General features: G+C 60.9%; 18 protein-coding genes. 11 read left to right on the plus strand and 7 right to left on the minus strand.

Annotated features, from left to right (window positions below; translation table 11 throughout):
- Nucleotides 1-3: 3 nt before the first annotated feature.
- The 4 genes from modC to H8S56_RS01140 all read right to left on the minus strand — a co-directional run bounded on the left by modC (nucleotide 4) and on the right by H8S56_RS01140 (nucleotide 3719).
- Complete coding sequence (gene modC, locus H8S56_RS01125) at nucleotides 4-1092, minus strand: molybdenum ABC transporter ATP-binding protein (RefSeq protein ID WP_187517608.1); 1089 nt, start codon at nucleotides 1090-1092, stop codon at nucleotides 4-6.
- A 3-nt stretch (nucleotides 1093-1095) separates the two neighbouring features.
- On the minus strand, nucleotides 1096-1776 hold the full coding sequence (modB, locus tag H8S56_RS01130; protein ID WP_024686890.1) for a molybdate ABC transporter permease subunit: 681 nt from the start codon (nucleotides 1774-1776) through the stop codon (nucleotides 1096-1098).
- Nucleotides 1777-2544 (minus strand): molybdate ABC transporter substrate-binding protein, encoded by a 768-nt coding sequence (gene modA / locus H8S56_RS01135; protein ID WP_235986718.1) that lies wholly within the window; start codon nucleotides 2542-2544, stop codon nucleotides 1777-1779.
- A gap of 98 nt (nucleotides 2545-2642) precedes the next feature.
- Complete coding sequence (locus tag H8S56_RS01140) at nucleotides 2643-3719, minus strand: NAD(P)H-dependent flavin oxidoreductase (protein WP_187517609.1); 1077 nt, start codon at nucleotides 3717-3719, stop codon at nucleotides 2643-2645.
- Nucleotides 3720-3860: 141 nt separating this feature from the next.
- On the opposite strand from H8S56_RS01140, the gene acuR reads away from it, so the two are divergent.
- The gene (gene acuR, locus H8S56_RS01145; protein ID WP_187517610.1) at nucleotides 3861-4505 is read left to right on the plus strand and encodes an acrylate utilization transcriptional regulator AcuR; all 645 of its coding nucleotides are present in this window, start codon (nucleotides 3861-3863) and stop codon (nucleotides 4503-4505) included.
- Between the two features lie 46 nt (nucleotides 4506-4551).
- Nucleotides 4552-5547: an acrylyl-CoA reductase (NADPH) gene (gene acuI, locus H8S56_RS01150; protein WP_187517611.1), complete on the plus strand. Its 996-nt coding sequence runs from the start codon at nucleotides 4552-4554 to the stop codon at nucleotides 5545-5547.
- Here the strand turns inward: acuI and H8S56_RS01155 are convergent.
- Both H8S56_RS01155 and H8S56_RS01160 read right to left on the minus strand, forming a co-directional pair.
- A complete protein-coding gene (locus tag H8S56_RS01155) occupies nucleotides 5508-5978 on the minus strand; it encodes an RES family NAD+ phosphorylase (RefSeq protein WP_187517612.1) in 471 nt (156 codons plus the stop codon). The genes acuI and H8S56_RS01155 overlap by 40 nt on opposite strands.
- A complete protein-coding gene (locus H8S56_RS01160; protein WP_187517613.1) occupies nucleotides 5978-6454 on the minus strand; it encodes an antitoxin Xre-like helix-turn-helix domain-containing protein in 477 nt (158 codons plus the stop codon). Before H8S56_RS01160 ends, H8S56_RS01155 begins: the two co-directional genes overlap by 1 nt.
- A 188-nt stretch (nucleotides 6455-6642) precedes the next feature.
- On the opposite strand from H8S56_RS01160, the gene H8S56_RS01165 reads away from it, so the two are divergent.
- The gene (locus H8S56_RS01165; protein WP_024695300.1) at nucleotides 6643-7608 is read left to right on the plus strand and encodes a site-specific integrase; all 966 of its coding nucleotides are present in this window, start codon (nucleotides 6643-6645) and stop codon (nucleotides 7606-7608) included.
- Between the two features lie 271 nt (nucleotides 7609-7879).
- Here H8S56_RS01165 and H8S56_RS01170 read toward each other — a convergent pair whose 3' ends face one another.
- A complete protein-coding gene (locus H8S56_RS01170) occupies nucleotides 7880-8176 on the minus strand; it encodes a DUF2790 domain-containing protein (RefSeq protein WP_235986720.1) in 297 nt (98 codons plus the stop codon).
- A 259-nt stretch (nucleotides 8177-8435) separates the two neighbouring features.
- On the opposite strand from H8S56_RS01170, the gene H8S56_RS01175 reads away from it, so the two are divergent.
- From H8S56_RS01175 to H8S56_RS01210, 8 genes are read left to right on the plus strand one after another with little or no spacing between them, the layout of a single operon-like run.
- Complete coding sequence (locus H8S56_RS01175) at nucleotides 8436-8828, plus strand: cupin domain-containing protein (protein ID WP_187517614.1); 393 nt, start codon at nucleotides 8436-8438, stop codon at nucleotides 8826-8828.
- On the plus strand, nucleotides 8821-10320 hold the full coding sequence (locus H8S56_RS01180) for a methionine--tRNA ligase (protein ID WP_187517615.1): 1500 nt from the start codon (nucleotides 8821-8823) through the stop codon (nucleotides 10318-10320). The genes H8S56_RS01175 and H8S56_RS01180 overlap by 8 nt, the downstream gene beginning before the upstream one ends.
- A 14-nt stretch (nucleotides 10321-10334) precedes the next feature.
- Entirely contained in the window at nucleotides 10335-11477 is a 1143-nt protein-coding gene (locus H8S56_RS01185; RefSeq protein ID WP_187517616.1) for an NAD(P)/FAD-dependent oxidoreductase, read from the plus strand.
- On the plus strand, nucleotides 11474-12439 hold the full coding sequence (locus H8S56_RS01190) for an ABC transporter substrate-binding protein (RefSeq protein ID WP_187517617.1): 966 nt from the start codon (nucleotides 11474-11476) through the stop codon (nucleotides 12437-12439). Before H8S56_RS01185 ends, H8S56_RS01190 begins: the two co-directional genes overlap by 4 nt.
- 53 nt (nucleotides 12440-12492) lie before the next feature.
- Nucleotides 12493-13815, plus strand: coding sequence for a SidA/IucD/PvdA family monooxygenase (locus tag H8S56_RS01195; protein ID WP_187517618.1), 1323 nt, complete (start codon nucleotides 12493-12495; stop codon nucleotides 13813-13815).
- Nucleotides 13816-13820: 5 nt separating this feature from the next.
- Entirely contained in the window at nucleotides 13821-15830 is a 2010-nt protein-coding gene (sbnB, locus tag H8S56_RS01200) for a 2,3-diaminopropionate biosynthesis protein SbnB (RefSeq protein ID WP_187517619.1), read from the plus strand.
- A 5-nt stretch (nucleotides 15831-15835) separates the two neighbouring features.
- Entirely contained in the window at nucleotides 15836-17638 is a 1803-nt protein-coding gene (locus H8S56_RS01205; protein ID WP_187517620.1) for an FAD/NAD(P)-binding protein, read from the plus strand.
- 14 nt (nucleotides 17639-17652) lie between these two features.
- Nucleotides 17653-18297 carry a LysE family transporter gene (locus H8S56_RS01210; RefSeq protein ID WP_024686906.1) on the plus strand — a complete coding sequence of 215 codons (645 nt, stop codon included), beginning with the start codon at nucleotides 17653-17655 and terminating at the stop codon, nucleotides 18295-18297.
- Nucleotides 18298-18314 lie beyond the last annotated feature (17 nt).

An 18314-nucleotide genomic window follows, 5' to 3' on the forward strand; every position in this document is an offset into this window, starting at 1 on the left:
CCATTACGCGAGAACAGCCACCGCCTTGATCTGTGCCCACAACGACTGGCCACGATGCAATTTGAGATGATCACTGGAAAAACGGGTGATTCTGGCCAGCAGCGCGGTGCCGCCTGCGTCCAGGCGCACCAGAACATGAGCCGAATTGTCGGCAACCATCTCCTCGATCACTACAACCGGCAGCCGGTTCAAAATGCTGCTCTGGTCGTCGGGCTGCAGGTTCAGGCTGACGTCTCGAGCCTGGACTTTGATGCGCAGCAGGGTGCCTGGCTGCATTTCTGCGTGCGTGACCCGCATGGAGAGGGCGCTGTCAGGCAGGGTGACGGTCAGCAATTGATAGTGCGGGTCGTAAGCACTCACTGTTGCCTCGATCACGACGCCTGCGTCGTCGCCCATTGCCAGCGGCAGATCAAGGCGCGCCAGCGTTTCCCGGATGGGTCCGCTGGCCAGTACATCGCCGGCTTCGAGCACGACCAGGTGATCGGCCAGGCGCGCCACTTCGTCCTGCGCATGGCTGACGTACAGCATCGGGATATCCAGTTCTCTGTGCAAACGTTCCAGATAGGGCAGAATTTCGCTCTTGCGGCGGCTATCCAGCGCGGACAGCGGTTCGTCGAGCAGCATCAGGCGCGGGCTGGTCAGCAGCGCGCGTGCGATGCCGACCCGTTGACGCTCGCCGCCGGAAAGCTTGTCTGGACGCCGCTCAAGCAAATGATCGATGCCCAGCAACTCGGTCGCCTGCGCCAGCTCAATGCTGCGCTGATGACGGGGAATACGCTTGAATCCGAATTCCAGATTGTCCCTGACCGACAGGTGCGCAAACAGGCTGGCTTCCTGAAAGACGTAGCCGATGGCGCGCTTGTGTGGTGCCACAAAGATGCCCTTGTCGCTGTCCTGCCAGACTTCATCATTGATTCGAACCAGGCCCTGCGAGGCTTTTTCCAGGCCGGCAATGCAGCGCAGGCACGTGGTCTTGCCAGAGCCGGAAGGTCCGTAAAGCGCTGTTACGCCAGAACCTGGCAGGACCAGGTTTATCCCCATATGAAAATCGGGGTAGTCCATCTGCAAGCGCACTTCGATAGGCGAGGCCATCGATCAACTCCATCCCGTTCTGGATTTGCCGCTGGAATACAGCGCCAGCAGCACCAGAAATGAAAACACTAGCATCGCCCCGGCCAGCCAATGGGCCTGCAGATACTCCATGGACTCGACGTGGTCGAAAATCTGCACCGACACCACGCGGGTTTTCTCGGGGATGTTGCCGCCGATCATCAGTACCACCCCGAATTCGCCGACCGTGTGGGCAAAGCCGAGAATCGCGCCGGTGATGAAGCCCGGTCTGGCCAGCGGCAGGATGACGTTGAAGAAGGTGTCCCACGGGCCGGCTCTGAGGGTTGCAGCAACCTCCAGCGGGCGTGGGCCGATGGCCGAAAACGCGTTTTGCAGCGGTTGCACCACGAAGGGCATCGAGTACAGCACCGAGCCGATGACCAACCCGGTGAAGCTGAACGTCAGCGTTCCCAACCCCAGGCTCTGCGTCAACTGACCAACAGCGCCGTTGGGGCCGAGCAACAGCAGCAGATAGAAGCCGATCACCGTTGGCGGCAGCACCAAGGGCAGGGCGACCACGGCACCTACAGGGCCTTTGAGCCATGATTGGGTGCGCGACAGCCACAGCGCGATGGGCGTGCCGATCACCAGCAGAATCACCGTGGTCAGCGAGGCGAGCTTGAGCGTCAGCCAGATCGCTGCAATATCGGCACTTCCAAGCGGCATTTACAGTTGATACCCGAACGATTTGATGATGGCGGCCGCTTGCGGACCCTTCAGGTACTGGACCAGCGCCTTGGCGGCAGGGTTGTCCTTGCCTTTGTTGAGAATGACCGCGTCCTGTTTGATCGGGTCATGCAGAGCCGCCGGAACGATCCAGGCCGAGCCGCTGGTGAGCTTGCCGTCCTTGTAGATCTGCGACAGGGCAACGAAGCCCAGTTCTGCGTTGCCGGTGGAGACAAACTGGTAGGCCTGGGTGATGCTCTGGCCTTCGACGATTTTCGCCTTGATCGCGTCGACAAGTCCCAGCTTGCCCAGTACCTGCGTGGCGGCGAGGCCATAAGGCGCGGTCTTGGGATTGGCGATGGACAGGTGCTGGTATTGATTGCCCTTGAGCACGCTGCCTTGGTCATCGACATAGCCTTCTTTTGCTGACCACAGCGCAAGCGTCCCGATGGCGTAGGTAAAGCGGGAGCCCTTGACGGTATCGCCTTCCTGTTCAAGTTTAGCGGGTGTAGTGTCATCGGCCGACAGGAACACTTCGAACGGCGCGCCGTTCTTGATCTGGGTGTAGAACTGGCCGGTGGCACCAAAGGCTGCAACCAGCTTGTGGCCGGTATCGCGCTCGAAGTCCTTGGCAATGGCCTGAATGGGCGCGGTGAAGTTGGCCGCTACAGCCACTTGTACCTCGTCAGCCAAGGCAGATGCCGTGCCGGTCAGGGTGAAAGCAAGTGTGCTGAATTTCAAAAGGGTTCGAAGCAGGGACGCTTGCATGCAGCAACTCCGGAAAGAAAAGGCGCGCCAACGAGCTGGAGGCGTTTCGCTATATATCTAAATATATAGCGATCCTTCACCCTTGCGAAAGCAATGTTTCAGGCGCGGTTCAAAATGCTTAATGCATCGTCAGCCAGTTTGCGGGTTAATTGGGCGGCGGTGAGCGAGTGCTTGATACCGACTGCCTGGCCCGCCCAGAGGTTCATGAAATCGCCGCTGCCTTGGGGCTCGGCCTTGGCCCGCAGCGGCATCAACGCGCCGCCAGCCAGCGGAAAGGCTGGGGCCAACGGGCTCATGGGGCCGATTTCGCGCATTATCCGATTCATGATGCCCCGCGCAGGACGGCCCGTGAACAGGTTGGTCACGGCGGTTTCGCTGTCCCTGGCAGTGCCGAGCGCTTGCCGGTGAGGCGCACTCACCTTGGCTTCCGGGCAGAACAGGTAAGCTGTGCCCACTTGCGCGGCGGACGCCCCCAGCACGAACGCTGCTGCAACACCACGCCCGTCTGCAATGCCGCCAGCGGCAATGACCGGCACACTCACCGCATCGGCAATCTGTGGCACCAATGCGAAAGTGCCGACCTGCGTATCCAGTTGATCGCTGAGAAACAGGCCTCGATGTCCGCCCGCTTCATAGCCCATGGCGATAATCGCATCACAGCCATGCTGTTCGAGCCAGAGGGCTTCCTGGACTGTGGTCGCCGAGGCAATGATTTTTGCCCCGGTGGCGCGAACCCTGTCCAGCAACGCCTGTTCGGGAAGGCCGAAATGAAAACTGACCACCTCAGGCTTCAGCCGCTCGACCAGCGCACAACTGTCGCTGTCGAAGGGTGCACGGTTGGACACCGGTGTCGGCGCCTCGTAGTCGGCACCCAGTTCTTCGTAGTACGGCTTGAGCGCCCGCTTCCAGCGCTCTGCCTGCTCGGCGTCGAACGGAGGAGGCTGATGGCAGAAGAAGTTCAGGTTCAACGGTGCATGGCTGTTTTCACGAAAGACGGCCACTTCGTCGCGGATCTGATCCAGCGTGAGCATCGCGCAGGGCAGCGACGCCAGACCTCCCGCGTGGGCGACGGCGATCGCCATGGTCGACCCCGTCGCTCCCGCCATGGGGGCGTGGAGAATCGGGTGTTCGATATTGAAGAGTTCCAGAATGCGCGTATCTGGCCAAAGGCTCATGCGGGGTCTCCTGATCCGTGGCAAAGCAAAGCAATCATTTGAGCGCGGCATGCGGGGTTTGGCAACCGCGTGGTCTGCCACTTCAAGTTGCCTGCCCAGACGTCGGTTGACATAAAAGACGATCGGTCTAATATTCGGCGCATGACGACTCTACCTGACCAGCATCCAAAAACACGCCGTCCAGGCCGTCCACCCAAAGTGGACCGTGACAACCTGGAAACCCGGGAAACGCTGCTGCGTCGCGGTCTTGAGGTGCTGACTGAACAGGGCTTCTCCGCGACCGGCATCGATTACATCCTCAAGGAAATTGGCGTCCCCAAAGGCTCGTTCTACCACTATTTTCCCAGCAAGGAAGCGTACGGTCGGGCAGTGCTGGACCAGTATTGCAACTACTTCGCGCAGCGTCTGGATCGCTGGTTTCTCGATGAAAGTCTCTCACCCCTGGAACGGCTGGTGGGTTTTGTGCAGAGCGCAAAGGCGGGCATGGCGCGTCACGATTACCGACGCGGCTGCATGGTCGGCAATCTGGGCCAGGAAATCTGTCTGCTGCCGGATGCGTTCCGGGATGTACTGGAGCAGACGCTGCTGGACTGGCAGGCCAGACTCACGCTTTGCCTGAAGGCTGCGCAGCAGGCTGGCGAGTTGGCCAGGGATGCCGATTGCGCCGAGCTGGCGGCGTTTTTCTGGATCGGTTGGGAAGGGGCTGTACTGCGCGCCCGTCTGGTTAAAAGCGATACCCCGCTGAACACATTCATTGCCGGTTTTCTTCGCGGACTGCCGCAATGATTTTTTTCGTCTATTTAAAGACGATCGGTCTAAATTGGAGGCGCCCATGCCGGTAAGCACATTCAACGCCATTGTGATTGATAAGGACGAGTCGGGTTATCAGGTCAAACTGACGGCGGTCGACGAGGCAGACCTTCCAGCAGGTGACGTCACGGTGCGCGTCTCCCACAGCACGCTCAACTACAAGGACGCCCTGGCGCTTACCGGTCAAAGCCCGATTGTCCGAAGTTTCCCCATGGTGCCGGGCATCGATCTGGCAGGCACTGTTGAAGCCAGCCAGTCTTCAGAATTCAAGGTGGGTGAAAAGGTACTGCTCAACGGCTGGGGTGTGGGTGAAGGGCACTGGGGCGGGCTTGCACAGCGGGCTCGTCTAAAAAGCGAATGGCTGATTCCACTGCCTGATGCTTTTACGCCCGGCCAGGCGATGGCCATTGGCACGGCCGGCTACACGGCGATGCTCAGCGTCATCGCGCTGGAAAAACATGGCGTGAAACCCGATGACGGCGAAATACTGGTCACCGGTGCCAACGGTGGGGTGGGCAGCTTCACCATCGCCATTCTGGCCAGTCTTGGTTATCAGGTCGTCGCCTCAACAGGGCGTGTCGCAGAAAGCGATTACCTGAAGCAGCTCGGCGCGGTACGCATCATCGACAGGGCAACGCTTTCCGGGCCCGGTCGCCCATTGGCGAAGGAGCAATGGGCCGCTGCCGTGGATTCGGTGGGCAGCCACACGCTGGCCAATGTCTGCGCTGCCATCAAGTATCGCGGCATCGTTGCTGCGTGTGGACTTGCACAGGGCATGGACTTTCCGGGATCCGTCGCGCCGTTCATTCTGCGTGGTGTGACGCTGGCGGGGATCGACAGCGTTACCCGGCCTCGTGCCGATCGCCTCGAAGCCTGGTCAAGGCTGGCGAATGACCTCGACGTGTCGTTGTTGCCTCTGATCAGTCGGGAAATCGGACTGAGCGAAGTCATCGACATTGCGCCACAACTGATCGCCGGTCAGGTGCGAGGCCGCGTCGTGGTGGATACCTCCCGATAAGGAAACGGGCTGATATCGACGATTTCGATCCGGTCGGCCGCCGGGTGTTGAGGGTTAAGCATGATGATTGCCGACTGCGGCATGAAGGATGAGGGCACGATCAGGCCCAGGTGCAAGCCATCGCTGAGCCAGCGTGTGCCGAAATTCTTGCTGGGGGTGTCTGCTGGCCGCGCATTCCAGCCGCCTGGCAGTTGCTCGCTCGCAGGCCTGTGGTAAAGCTGCGCTACGTCTGGCAGCCGGATGTGAACAAGCTTCATGTCACTGGGGATTTCCGGGCCCTGCATCAGCGTTTCCAGCGCACAGATGGCGGGCGTGAGGCCGAAATAAAGAGCGGGGTGTTGCGGGTGATTCCAGCGCCCCCCGAATTGCGCAGCGTATTGGCCTGAGCGATCCATGGCGACGGCTGCTCGGGAAATTCTCCAGGCGTCCATCAGGCCGGGGCGCCACAATTGAGTGCCGCCAGTACCCGGTGGGTCTGCCGCGCGCCGATGTCCGTTTCGCACATCTGAAATGGCATTTGCTGACCCAGCGCAGGGTTGACGGTGCACATCCACACGCTGGCCTGCTCGGGTGTTTCGAACAGTTGCAGCGCGTGGATGGCGACCATCGCAAGCCGATCCACACGCTCCGAGGCGACACGATCCAGAGAACGTTGCTGGTGCTGGCGCCTCTCCAGCGTGGACGTGGACATATTGAGCAGCGTTTGCAGATCATCGCCGCCGAGTCTGAAGGCGTCTTTGATGGCGCGCACCCATTTGGCTGCCAGGCCTGCCTGAATATTGGCCAGTCGCTCGGCCTCGCTGTGCTGGGTGAGCTGATGGGCAAGCAACCAGAAATCAGCGCCGGCTGTGCCAATAGCGCTGTGAGGTGGTTGTTTACCAGAGGGGTTTTGCTTGCTTACGGACATTGAAACGGATGCTCGACGTACGACGGTAGAAACCGGGCCGCACAGGCTATCGGACATGACTACCCGTTCAAGCCCGAAGATGTTACCGAGGTTTGCTCCCGGTCAGCGTGCTAGAGTCAATGCTTTGAAATGATTGAAAGGTGCCGCGCAGAACGGCGGGCACCTGCACTCGAAAGGCCCTGCTCGACATGTCGCACAACCCCTTCACCGACCCGGCCGTCAGCGTCAGGCCATCCCCAACGCTTCCGGACGTCAGCAATCCGTTGCAGCTTTATCTCGCCCGCCTTGCGCCATCCAGCCGCCTGACCATGAAGTATGTCCTGCAGGATGCCGCCGACCGGCTGGGGATGGTCGATGTCGACATCGTCGACATTCCCTGGCACACGCTGCAACCGGGCCACGTCACTGCGCTGGTGTCGGCGCTGCGTGAGGATGACTACGCACCCAACACCACGTCGCTGTACGTCAACGCCATTCGCGGTGTCATGAACGAGGCCTGGCGGCATGATCTGATCAGTCACGATCAGTTGCTGAAAATCCGCTCGATCAAACCGGTCAATGGCACGCGCCTGGCCAAGGGACGCAATATCCGTCGCACCTTGATCCGTGAACTGATGGACGCCTGCGCCGCGGACCCCAGGCCGCAAGGGCGAAGGGATGCCGCGATCATCGCGATTCTTTACGGCTCGGGGATGCGCAAGTCGGAATCGGTCAATCTGGATCTGGCTCAGGTCGACTTTTCCGAACGCAGCCTGCGGGTGATGGGCAAGGGCAACAAACAACTGGTCAAATACGCGCCCGAATGGGCCTTCAGTGCGTTGAATGACTGGCTGGAACTGCGCCGCTCCTGCCTGCCGCCGGGGCAGGACGATGACGCGTTTCTGTTCAACCGGATTCGCCGGGGCAGCAACATCACGCGTGAACGGATCACCAAGCATGCCATCTATTTCATTGCCAAGCAGCGCGGACGGCAGGTGGGGGTCAACATCATGCCCCATGATTTTCGTCGCTCGTTCATCACACGAGTCATCGAAGAATACGATCTGTCGATCGCCCAGAAACTCGCCCACCACACGCACATCGCAACCACCGCCAGCTATGACATGCGCAGTGAGAACGAGCGACGCAATGTGGTGGATCGCTTCGATCTTTAGGCAAAAAAAAAGCCACCTCACTGGGGTGCGAGATGGCTTAAAGATCTAACCAAAGGAGTAATGAAGAAGAGCAGGTATTCTTCGGCACCGCGATGCGGATTCGCCGTGCCGGGAAACATGTTCACTCATCGGGTGTGACAATAACACCGGTTGCTTGAATACGATTATCAGCCGTGTCGATAGTGACTATCATCAATTACAGCGTGCCGCGAAGATGGGCAATCCAGACGCGTTATAGTGCCCTTTGTCCTCTCCGGGAGGGCGGTGTTGATCAACTACGCGCGCAGCTTTCGCTGAGGCGCAGGTACTCGAGATTGTGGCGCACGCCCTGGCTATCGAGGTAGATCATGTGGGCCTGGACGGGCTCGCATTCGTCAGAGGTCGCGCTCGACAGGCTGATCACCTTGGCAATATCAAGTGTCTGTGAGTAGTTGTACTCGACCGCAGCAGGTGTGCGCTGATCGTGTTCGGCATTGTTATGAGCATCCCCTGCAGTTGCAACAACGCTGAATACAGATAATGCGGCAAACAGTACATAGTTCATGAAGTTCTCCTGATGTTCTTTCATGGCAGCGCCAGCAACTTGGCGTTGCGGATGCTGCCATTGTAAGCAACGGATCTGTACGATCCGAAATGATGGCTATCGATACGCTTAATCATTGAAATGGATAAGTGCGTAGCGTGTTTACAGTTTCTCGCTGCCCGGCAGGCGCGCGCTCAGGCATTCAGAAAATCGATCCGACCCTGACCACGTATCAAGGGATCGGATAGCCAATCGTTTCCGCAAATTTCATGCTTTGCCCCACTCACAGCACACGGGTCTGAGCATGGAAAAGTTCGATATACACCGTAAAACCAACTTCGATGCCCTGGTACATGAGTATGGGCTCGACGGCAGCCGCCTGTTGCCCTGGCAAGGCTATCCAATGCCGTTCGCGGGAGGCTGGTGCGTGGTACGCCCCGGCACCAGCAGCGAGGCGCACACCCAGATCGATCAGGAGATCTTCATCGCCATCAAGGGCAGTGCACGCCTGGTGGTGGGCGACAAGGAAATGCCCTTTGAGGTGGGCGACATCGCGGCCATTCCGAAACACACCAATCATTACGTCATCAATGATTCGGGTGAGGACTTTCATTTTTACGTGGTGTGGTGGGACATGAACTACGTGAACGCCTTCGTCGAGCAGCACTGTGAAACTACGGGGTGCCTCAATGACTAAGTTCATCGTGACCATCACGCCGCCCACGCCCAATGGCGACCTGCACATTGGTCACATTGCAGGGCCGTTTCTGGCAGCGGATGTTTTCACTCGGGTTCAGCGTCAGCGCGGACATGATTGTGTGTTGCTGTCCTATTCGGACGACTATCAGTCGTACATGTTGCGCAAGGGCCTGGAAACCGGCATCGATCCTGTGGAACTCGCCAACCGCAACTCGGACCGCATCGAAGCGTCACTCGCCGCGATCAACATCCAGCCCGACAACTGGATGCGACCTTACGATAACCGCTGGTTCACCGAGGCGGTGGCCGAGGTGTTCAACAAGGTGCGCGATGCAGGGCTCATCGAGTTTCGCGATGCCAGCGAACCCTACTGCCCCGACTGCGATGTCTGGGGTTACGAGGCGTTTGCGCGGGGCAACTGCAATTATTGCGGGGCGGAGTCCGACGCCAGCCAGTGTGAGAACTGCGCACAGGCACCTGACGCGCAACTGATGACCGAACTGCACTGCAAGCTCTGCAAACGGCCTTCGCAATGGAAAACCGCACACCGTGCTTTCCTGAAACTGGCCGCCTGTAAACCGGTATTGCGCGATCGTCTGCTCGATCGCCAGTGGCGCAGCCCGCTCAATACCTGGCTGCGCGAGACCCTGGAACACATTCACGACTGGGGCGTCACACGTCCGCACGATGGTGGCCTGGATCTTCAGCCAGACGGCTCGTGCCGGGTGCACACCTGGTTCATGGGGCTGCCTGGCTACATGGCGGCGTTTCGCGAGTACGCCGACCGCATCGGTCGTCCGGAGCTGTTTCGTCAGTATTGGCAGTCGGGGCAGGGCACGCTGGTGCATTTTCTCGGCTTCGACTGTGTGTTCAGTCACGCCGTCGTCTACCCGGCGCAACTGTCGGTGATGGACGATATTCGGGTCCAGCAACGCTTTGTGCCCAACCAGTTTCTCAAGCTGGACGGCCTCAATCTGTCGACCAGCCGCAATCATGCAATCTGGGTCGGTGATCTGGCACGCGAGGCCTGCGCCGACAGTGCCCGGCTGTACCTGGCGAGCATCGCGCCCGAGGAAAGCGAAGGCGATTTCCGGCTGCAGCACTTTCTGCACTGGCGCGAAGGCGTATTCGGGGAGTTCTTCCCGGCATTGCTCAAAGCAGGCGGGCAGCGTGACAGCAGTTGGTGGAGTGGCGTGTGTGGCGCGGACGCAGGCCTGCTGGAAGCGCTACGCCTGCAATGGAGCAAGGCGTGCGAGCCCAATCAGTTCTCCATGAAAGGCATGTCTCAGGTGCTGCTGGATGTGATCGCGATCACTCGCACCCGGCTGGCGGAAGGCCGACCGGTCAGCCATCTCGCAGCGTTCATTGCCGTGATCGGCAAGGCGCTGATCCCCGAGACATCGGCACGCATCGTTCAGGCCTTCGATCTGCCGGAAGCCAGGGTTAATGCCACCGTTTTGTCGGGATCGGCCGCCGAATACTCCATCTGAACGGACTCACCACGATGTTCATCGATTACGAAATAGCGGTCATTGGCGCCGGGATCATCGGCGCCAGTATCGCGGCCAGGCTGTGCAGCGCAGGGATGTCGGTCGCGCTGATCGACAAGGGCGCTGCGGGCAGCCTGGGGGCCAGTGGTTACTCCGGCGGGCTGGTCCGTCTGTACGACAGCGATCCGCTGTTGATGGAACTGGCGGCCTATTCAATCGGTTTGATGGAAGAGGGCGTGTTCGCCACGACCTACAGCCAGGCGTTACGGCGCACCGGGGTGATCTACCGGGCCGCAACCGATCAACTGGAAACCCTGTGTCGCGCCATCGAGCTCTACGGCAGTGAACAGTACCCGATGCGTCTGCTGAGTCATCGTGAGCTGGACGGCGGTCGCTATCCGCGTAGCCCGGACGAGAACCGCGTCAATCTGTTCGAGACACGTGCCTGCGTGGGCAACGTACGCCAGGCCGTTGCTGCGCTGTGCGGCGTCGTGCGTCAACACGGTCTGCTGCTGGAGCATCGCGAGATCAAGGCCATCGAGTGTCGGTCTCGCGACCTTGTGCACATTGAGCTGGGCGATGCGACCTTGCGCTGCCGTGCGGTGGTGATCGCCACCGGTGCGTGGTGCCAGCAGCTCGTTCCGCAACTCGGCCTTGAGGCGCGTTCTATTCCGCTGGCACGGGTCATGACTGACAGCGACTGGAGCATGCCGGTGATCGACGCTGTCACTCAGAGCTACGGCATACCGCTGACCCGCAACATTGTGCAAACCGGCTGCGGGCTGCGCGACAGCAGCGTGTGGCCGGAGCATCTTGCGCTGCCGGATGCACGCCATAGCGAAGATGCCTGCAAGCGTGTTGCGCAGCTTTCCGATACGTGGGCGGCGCAGGTTCGCGTGCTGGACGTCTTGCCGGGCTTTGACAGCTATAGCGCGGATGGCCGACCGGTAGTGGGGTTTTGCGACGAGCACAGCCCGATTTATGTGGCTGCTGGCATGTCGGGGCTGGGCTTCAAGTTCGCACCGGGCATTGCGCACATTGCGTTCGATCAGTTGCGCCATCGCTTGTCCGGGTCGTTGTCGCCATGCCCCGGCTGGTCGGCGCTTGCGCCAGGCCGCCTGTTACGAAGCACCCGTCAGCAAGGGGTTCAGTCATGACGGCTGCGGTGCAGGAGCTCGCGGCGTTGCGGGTGGGCGTCAGTGCGCTGTTTGACCCGGACGACACGCCACATGCGCGCACTTTTCTCAGGGCCATGGCGGTGGCGCGCCACTTCATTCCGGGGCTGGACCGCGTGCAGTGGCGCTTTCTCGACGATGGTGCCAACGCCCGCCGGGGCGCTGAGGTGGCGCAGCAGATGATCGACTGGCAGGCCGATCTGGTCATCGGTCATTTTTCGTCCGATGCCGCCATCGGCGCAGCGCCGCTTTATCAGCAAGCCGATATTGCACTGCTGACGCCTGCGGCAACGATTGACCGGCTGACGCAGGAGCACTCCAACGTGTTTCGCCTCTGCCCCTCGGACCGCCAACTGGCCAGTGACCTGACGCACTGGCTGTCGGTCCGTCAATGGCGCGCGGTCCATCTTCAGGCAGACGGCAGCGCACACGGAGAGGCGCTGGCCGTGGCTATCGGCAATGCACTGGCGGGTGCCGGGCTGCGAGCAGTGAGCGACCCGCAGCAGGCAGACGTTGAGGTTTTCGCCGGACGCCTGCGGGCCAGTCGCGAGCATTGGCAGGCACGACGCCAGACCGGCAGCACACGGCCCTTGGTGCTGACCGATGACGCCGCCTCACCGCATCTGGGCTGCGCGCCGGAGCAGGACCGTGACACCTACGTGATTGGCTTTGGCGAGCCGGACAACCCGCTTGCCGAGGCTCTGCATCGGTCGCTGTTCGGTGTGCCGCCGCAGACCTACTACCGGGAAAGCCTGCTGATGTTCTACGTGCTGGCGGTGCTTGCCGACAGCGCGTGGCGCAAGGAGCAGCTACTGGATGTGCTGAACAACACTGCGTTCAGCACGCCGCTGGGCACGGTCAGCTTCGCTCAGGGCGAGTCCTGCCATGCATTCAACAGTATCTGGAGGCTCGGTCCCGAGGGGTTGGTCCCGATCTCTCGCTGATACCTGCAACTGCTTTTCAACGCCTTTACACCAACTCTAAGGATGGGAATTTCATGGGTCACTCAACAGCACACCCTTATCAATCGGACGCCGTGTGTATTGGCTTCGGCCCGGCGGGCATCGCGCTGGCCTGCGCGTTCGAGGACGCGCGGGAAGACGACAGCCCGCTGGCGAGCCTTTCCGTTCGTTTTCTTGAAGCCGCAGCGGACACTCAGTGGCACCGCGAACTGCTGCTGGCCGGGACGGATATCAATCACCATGTGTTTCGCGACCTGGTGACGCCGCGCAATCCGCGCAGCCGCTTTTCGTTCGCCATGTACCTGAAGAGCAAAGGCCGGATGTTTGACTTCGGCCTGCTGGGCCGGCCTGCCAGCCGTCACGAATGGTCGGATTACGTGGCCTGGGTCTCGCAACAGGTCGACAGCCACACCCACTTCAATGCTCAGGTCACGGAAATCGCACCCGTTGTCAGGAACGGTCGTCTGTGCGAGCTGAAGGTCCGCACACCTGACGACTGCTTCACAACGCGTAACGTGGTGCTGTCGAGTGGCAGTGCGCCGCATGTGCCTGCGATGTTTCAGTCGCTGATCGGGCCGACGCTGTTCCACACCTCGCAGTTCCTGACCCGCCTGCAAGCCTTCGGTGATCAACTGCCAACCCGCTGGCTGGTCCTGGGCTCAGGGCAGAGCGCCAGTGAATCGGTGATCGAGCTGGTATCGCGCGACGCGGGCATCGAAGTGCATTCGGTGCATCGTTCGGCGGGCTTCAAGCTGACGCAACTGGGGCAGTTCCCCAATCGGGTTTTCGCCCCTGACCATGTGGATTACTTCCACAGCCTCGACCACGCGGCGCGGCACCGGTTTCTCGACTGGAGCCGCTCGACCAACTACGCAGGCATTGACCCGGACGAAAGCCAGAAACTGTTTTCGCTGATTTACGAAGACGCCATCGCTGGTCGCAAGCGCTTGCAAACCTATGGCTACAGCGTCGTCTCTTCAATAGAACAGGGCGAAAACGGCTACCGGATTGAAATCACCGACACCTTCAGCCAGCGCACTCAGGTGCTGGAAGTCGACGCAGTCCTGCTGGGCACCGGTTACGAGCAGTACCTGATTCCGCCGTTGCTGAGCGGTTTGCAACCCTGGCTCAAAGCGGACCTGGATGGCGGCCTGCTGATCGACCGGGATTACCACGTTGCGATGGACGAAGACTGCGAGGTGAACATCTGGGTCAACGGCCTTTCCGAACGCAGCCATGGAATCAGCGACAGTCAGTCGTTCTCACTCATGGCCCTGCGCGCCGAACGTATCGCGAATGGCCTGGTACAGGCCGCCGAACATTCGGCCGAAGCGCCGCTCATGGCACAGTGGAAGTGACCCTCATGTACGACTCTCTCTGCGACATCGTTCACGATCAGACCTTTCTGAAGGTTTCCGGCCTAGGCCCTGACTTCATCCTGAAAATGGAATCGCTCAATCCGGCAGGGTCGATCAAGCTCAAGACCGCGGTCGGCCTGGTGGATGACCTGCAAGCGCGCGGTCTGGTAGGCCCGGATACGATTCTGATCGAATCCTCCTCGGGCAATCTGGGCGTTGCACTGGCCATGCTCTGCGCCGAGCGCGGGATTCGTTTTACCTGCGTGGTCGACCCCAACAGCTCGAACCACAACATTCGCATGATGCGTAGCTACGGCGCCGAGGTGATCCGGGTCGAGACGCCGGACGCCAATGGCGGCTTTCTGGGCACGCGCATCGCACTGATCCGCGAAAAAGTCCGCAACGACCCGCGTTACGTGTGGCTCAACCAGTATGAGAACGCCGCCAACCCGCGCGCCCATGCACGCACGACGGCGCGCTCGATCAGCCAGCATGTAGGGCCGGTCGATTACCTGTTCGTCGGCGCAGGCACCACGGGCACGCTGATGGGCTGTCTCCAGCATTTCAAGCGTCATCACCCGACCACGAAAATCATTGCCGTGGACAGCGTCGGTTCGGTGACTTTCAACACACCGGCCAGCCGTCGTTACATTCCGGGCCTGGGCACCAGTCAGTGCCCGCCGATTTTCAATGCTGACGGTATTCATGCGCTGGAGATGGTGCCTGAATCACGTACGGTTGCCATGTGTCGAATTCTCGCGCGTACCAAAGGCCTGCTGGTCGGCGGTTCGACGGCCACGGTCGTGGCGGCGGTGCATGCCTGGCGTGAACGTATCGAGCCGGGCGCTGTGGTGGTCGCCTTGTCGCCTGACTGGGGCGAGCGCTATCTGGACACACTCTATGACGACCACTGGGTCGAGCGGCATTTCGGCAGTGAAGTGCTGGGCATGACCCTGGCGGACTTGCCGATCATGGCGCACTGGACCACGTACCTGGCGGCCGAGCGCTTGCGTCAGGCGCCCTTTCATGTGGTCGACGGCGAGGTAGTTGCGCGCCTGCTGGCAGCCGACCCTCAGGCCTGCATCCATGATGTGGAGAACGCCTATCTGGCTCACGAAGCGGGCCAGACCCTTAACCCCGACAGCTACTTCCTGAGGTTTCCACAGGCACCGGCCAATCGCATCATTGCCTTGCCCGCCAGCCTGTGTGGAGCGCAGCCGGTCAGCGGCATCAAATGGATCTCCAGCTTTCCCGGCAATACCGAGTCCGGACTGCAACGCGCTTCGGCGGTGCTGATTCTCAACGACTCGCAGACCGGCTATGCCTTCGCCTGCCTTGAGGCGTCACGGATCAGCGCCCTGCGCACGGCAGCCTCGGCCGTCTTGGGCGCGCGCTGGATGAACCACCAGAACAGGCAGGTCGGACGAATAGCGTTCATTGGCGCGGGGTTCATCGCGCGCAGCATTCTGGACATGTTTGTCAGCGATGGCTGGACGCTGGATGCGGTGAGCGTTTTTGACCCGCACGCCGATTCGGCGCTGGCGCTGGTCCGTCACGCCACCTGTCGGCATCAACTGACCAGCGAACTGGCTGATCTGAACAGCAGCCTGCAGGCCGATGTGGTGGTGTTCGCCACCACCGCGCCCACGCCTTACGTGCTGGACCCCGTATTTCAGCCGGGGCAACTGGTGTTGAACATCTCGTTGCGTGACCTTGGGCCTGAGGTCATTGCCTGCGCCAATAACATCCTGGACGACGTCGAGCATTGCCTGAAGGCGCAGACCTCGCCGGACCTGGCGGTGCAGCAGTATCAGGATCGTTCGTTCATCACCGGCACGCTGGCGCAACTGATGACCGGGCAGGTGGAACTGAGCCCGGATCGGGCGTCGATCTTCTCGCCGTTTGGCCTGGGTGTGCTCGACCTGGCCGTGGGGCAGAGGATTTACGCGCAAGCCGTAGCCGAGGGCAGTGCGTTGCCCGTGCCGCGTTTCTTCTTCGAATCGAACCGCTGGTGATGGACATGCAGACACTTTCTCTTGATCGGGCCGGGCTGCCCGCCCGGCAGCTCGAATCCCGGGTGCGTGCCGTCGCGATCATCGGTATGGGCTCGCGTGGCCTGAGCGTTCTGGAACAACTGATTGGCACGAGCCGCAATGACGTTGCGAACCCACTGCGCATCGAGGTGTTCGATCCTCGAACACCTGGCAGCGGGCTGCACCTCGCCGAGCAGCCGGATTACCTGATGCTCAATACCATGGCGGGCCAGTTGTCGGCGTTTTCGTCGGCCTTTCCTGCCTGTGAGCCCGGGGGCTGGACGTTTCTGCAGTGGTGCCAGGTGAAGGCCATACGTCTTGATGAGCGCGGACATGTCAGCGCTGACGGGCAGGGCAGGTCGGTCGAATTCGGTGACTTCGTGCCGCGCAAACTGTTGGGGCGCTATTTGCAGGACAGTTATCGGTATCTGCTGCAGCAATGTCCTGCGCACGTTCAGGTGTGTCATCACGCCGAGCCGGTGACGGGATGCCGTGAGCGCGAGGCTGATGGCGGTTTTCGTGTGCAGACGGCGTATCGGGCGCTGGACGTTGATGCGGTACTGCTGACCTGCGGCCACTCGGCGACGGGTGATGATGTGCAGCCTGTCGGCGAGTCCTTATTGATCGAAGGGCTGGGCCTGACGGCGATGGACACGCTGGCCGGGCTGACTCAGGGGCGCGGCGGGCGTTATGTGCGTGATCCGGGTTTTGCAGGCTGGCGCTACCTGCCTTCCGGACGTGAGCCGAAGATAGCGCTCTATTCGCGCTCCGGCTTGCCGTTTCACGCCCGGCCTCAGTGGCATCCGTCGGTCCACGCGGCGCTGCCGAGAGTGTTCTTTACCGCTGACGCGCTTGTCGGCCTTCGTCAGCAGAGCACGACCGGTCGGCTGGATTTCGAGCGTGATGTGCTGCCGCTGATCAAGGACGAGATGCGCGCGGTGTTCTGGCAGGCCAAAGTCCGGCTCGACGCGCCTCGCAGACTGCTGGCGCTACAGCAGGCATTAGGTGCTGCCCGCGATCATGCGTCGCGAGAAACGCTGTTCAAGGCGCTGGCCGAACAGTGGGGTGAGTTCGAGCCCCAACAGTGGCTGACTACTGGCCGCTGGTGTGGCGATAACGATGCCTACGCGCAGTGGTTCGTGCAGTGGATCGAGCGTGATCTGGCGATGAGCCGTCTGGGCACGGTAAACAGTCCGGTTCGTCAGGCGCTGGAGGTGTGGCGTGATTATCGGGATCTGTTGCGGGCCGTGGCTGATCGCAACGGGCTGACCGAAGGCTCGACAGCCTCGTTTTATGGCGAGTGGGCAGGGCTTTCCAATCGCCTGGTCGGCGGGCCGCAGAAAGAGCGTTCCGAAGACCTGCTGGCGCTGATTCAGGCCGGTGTCGTGACCATTTTGCCGCCCATGGACGACGCGTCCTGCTCTCCCGTGCCGTTCGACACGCTGATCCGGGCCCGTGTTGCGCACAGCGGTCTGTCCGTCAGTCGCGACCCTCTGCTGAATGATTTGCTGCGCCAGGGCCTGATTCGCCCGGCGCATACGTATCCGGCCGATGGTATCGATACCGACCCGTCAGGGCGCGCGTTGCGCAGCGATGGCAGTGCTCACGCAAGACTGTGGGCGCTGGGTCCGGCCGTTGAAGGCTGCACCTTCTACAACCACTACGTCCCCACGCCAGACCCTGCCTGTCGTGCACTGATCGAGGCGCGACAGGTGGCCGAGGCTTGCCTCGCCGCACTTTCGGCCAGCCGTTTCGGCGGCCCTTCAATGACCTCTTTTTCAACCCTCTAAAAGGAATTGGTTACATGTACGAGATCACTTTGCTAACGGCGCTGGCCGGTGCGTTCATTGTCCTGATCATCAGCCCTGGCCCGAATTTTCTGGTCATCACCCAACTGTCGTTCAGTCAGTCGCGCCAGCAAGGCATATGCGCCGGACTGGGCGTGGCCTCAGGCAGCATCCTTTGGGCGCTGCTGGCGGCCACCGGGTTAGGGCTGATTTTCCAGCAACTGCCCTGGTTGCAACCGGCCCTGCAACTGCTGGGCGGGGCTTACCTCACCTGGCTGGGCACCAAAAGCCTGCGTAACGCAGGCAGCCAGCCCCAACCCCGTGACATCGGCGCTTTGGGCATCGGCAGCCTCTCGCGTGCCTATCGCTTCGGCCTGTTTACCAACCTCACCAACCCCAAGGCGCTGGCGTTTTACACCAGCGTGTTCACCACCGTGACAACGCCTGGCATGCCGATGTGGGTCCGTACGGCCGGGGTGTCGATCATTGCCATCCTGGCGATCTCCTGGTTTGTGCTGCTGGCCACGCTGTTCTCGATTCCTGCGGTACAGGCCCGTTATCAGCGGATGAAAAAGGCCATCGACATCGTTACAGGTCTTTTCATGATCGCCTTTGGCATTCGCCTGCTGATCGGTCTGTTGCCAGCCGGTTTGATCAACTGATTTCAAGGAGCACCATC

The organism is Pseudomonas triticifolii (assembly GCF_014358015.1).
Classification (GTDB): domain Bacteria; phylum Pseudomonadota; class Gammaproteobacteria; order Pseudomonadales; family Pseudomonadaceae; genus Aquipseudomonas; species Aquipseudomonas triticifolii.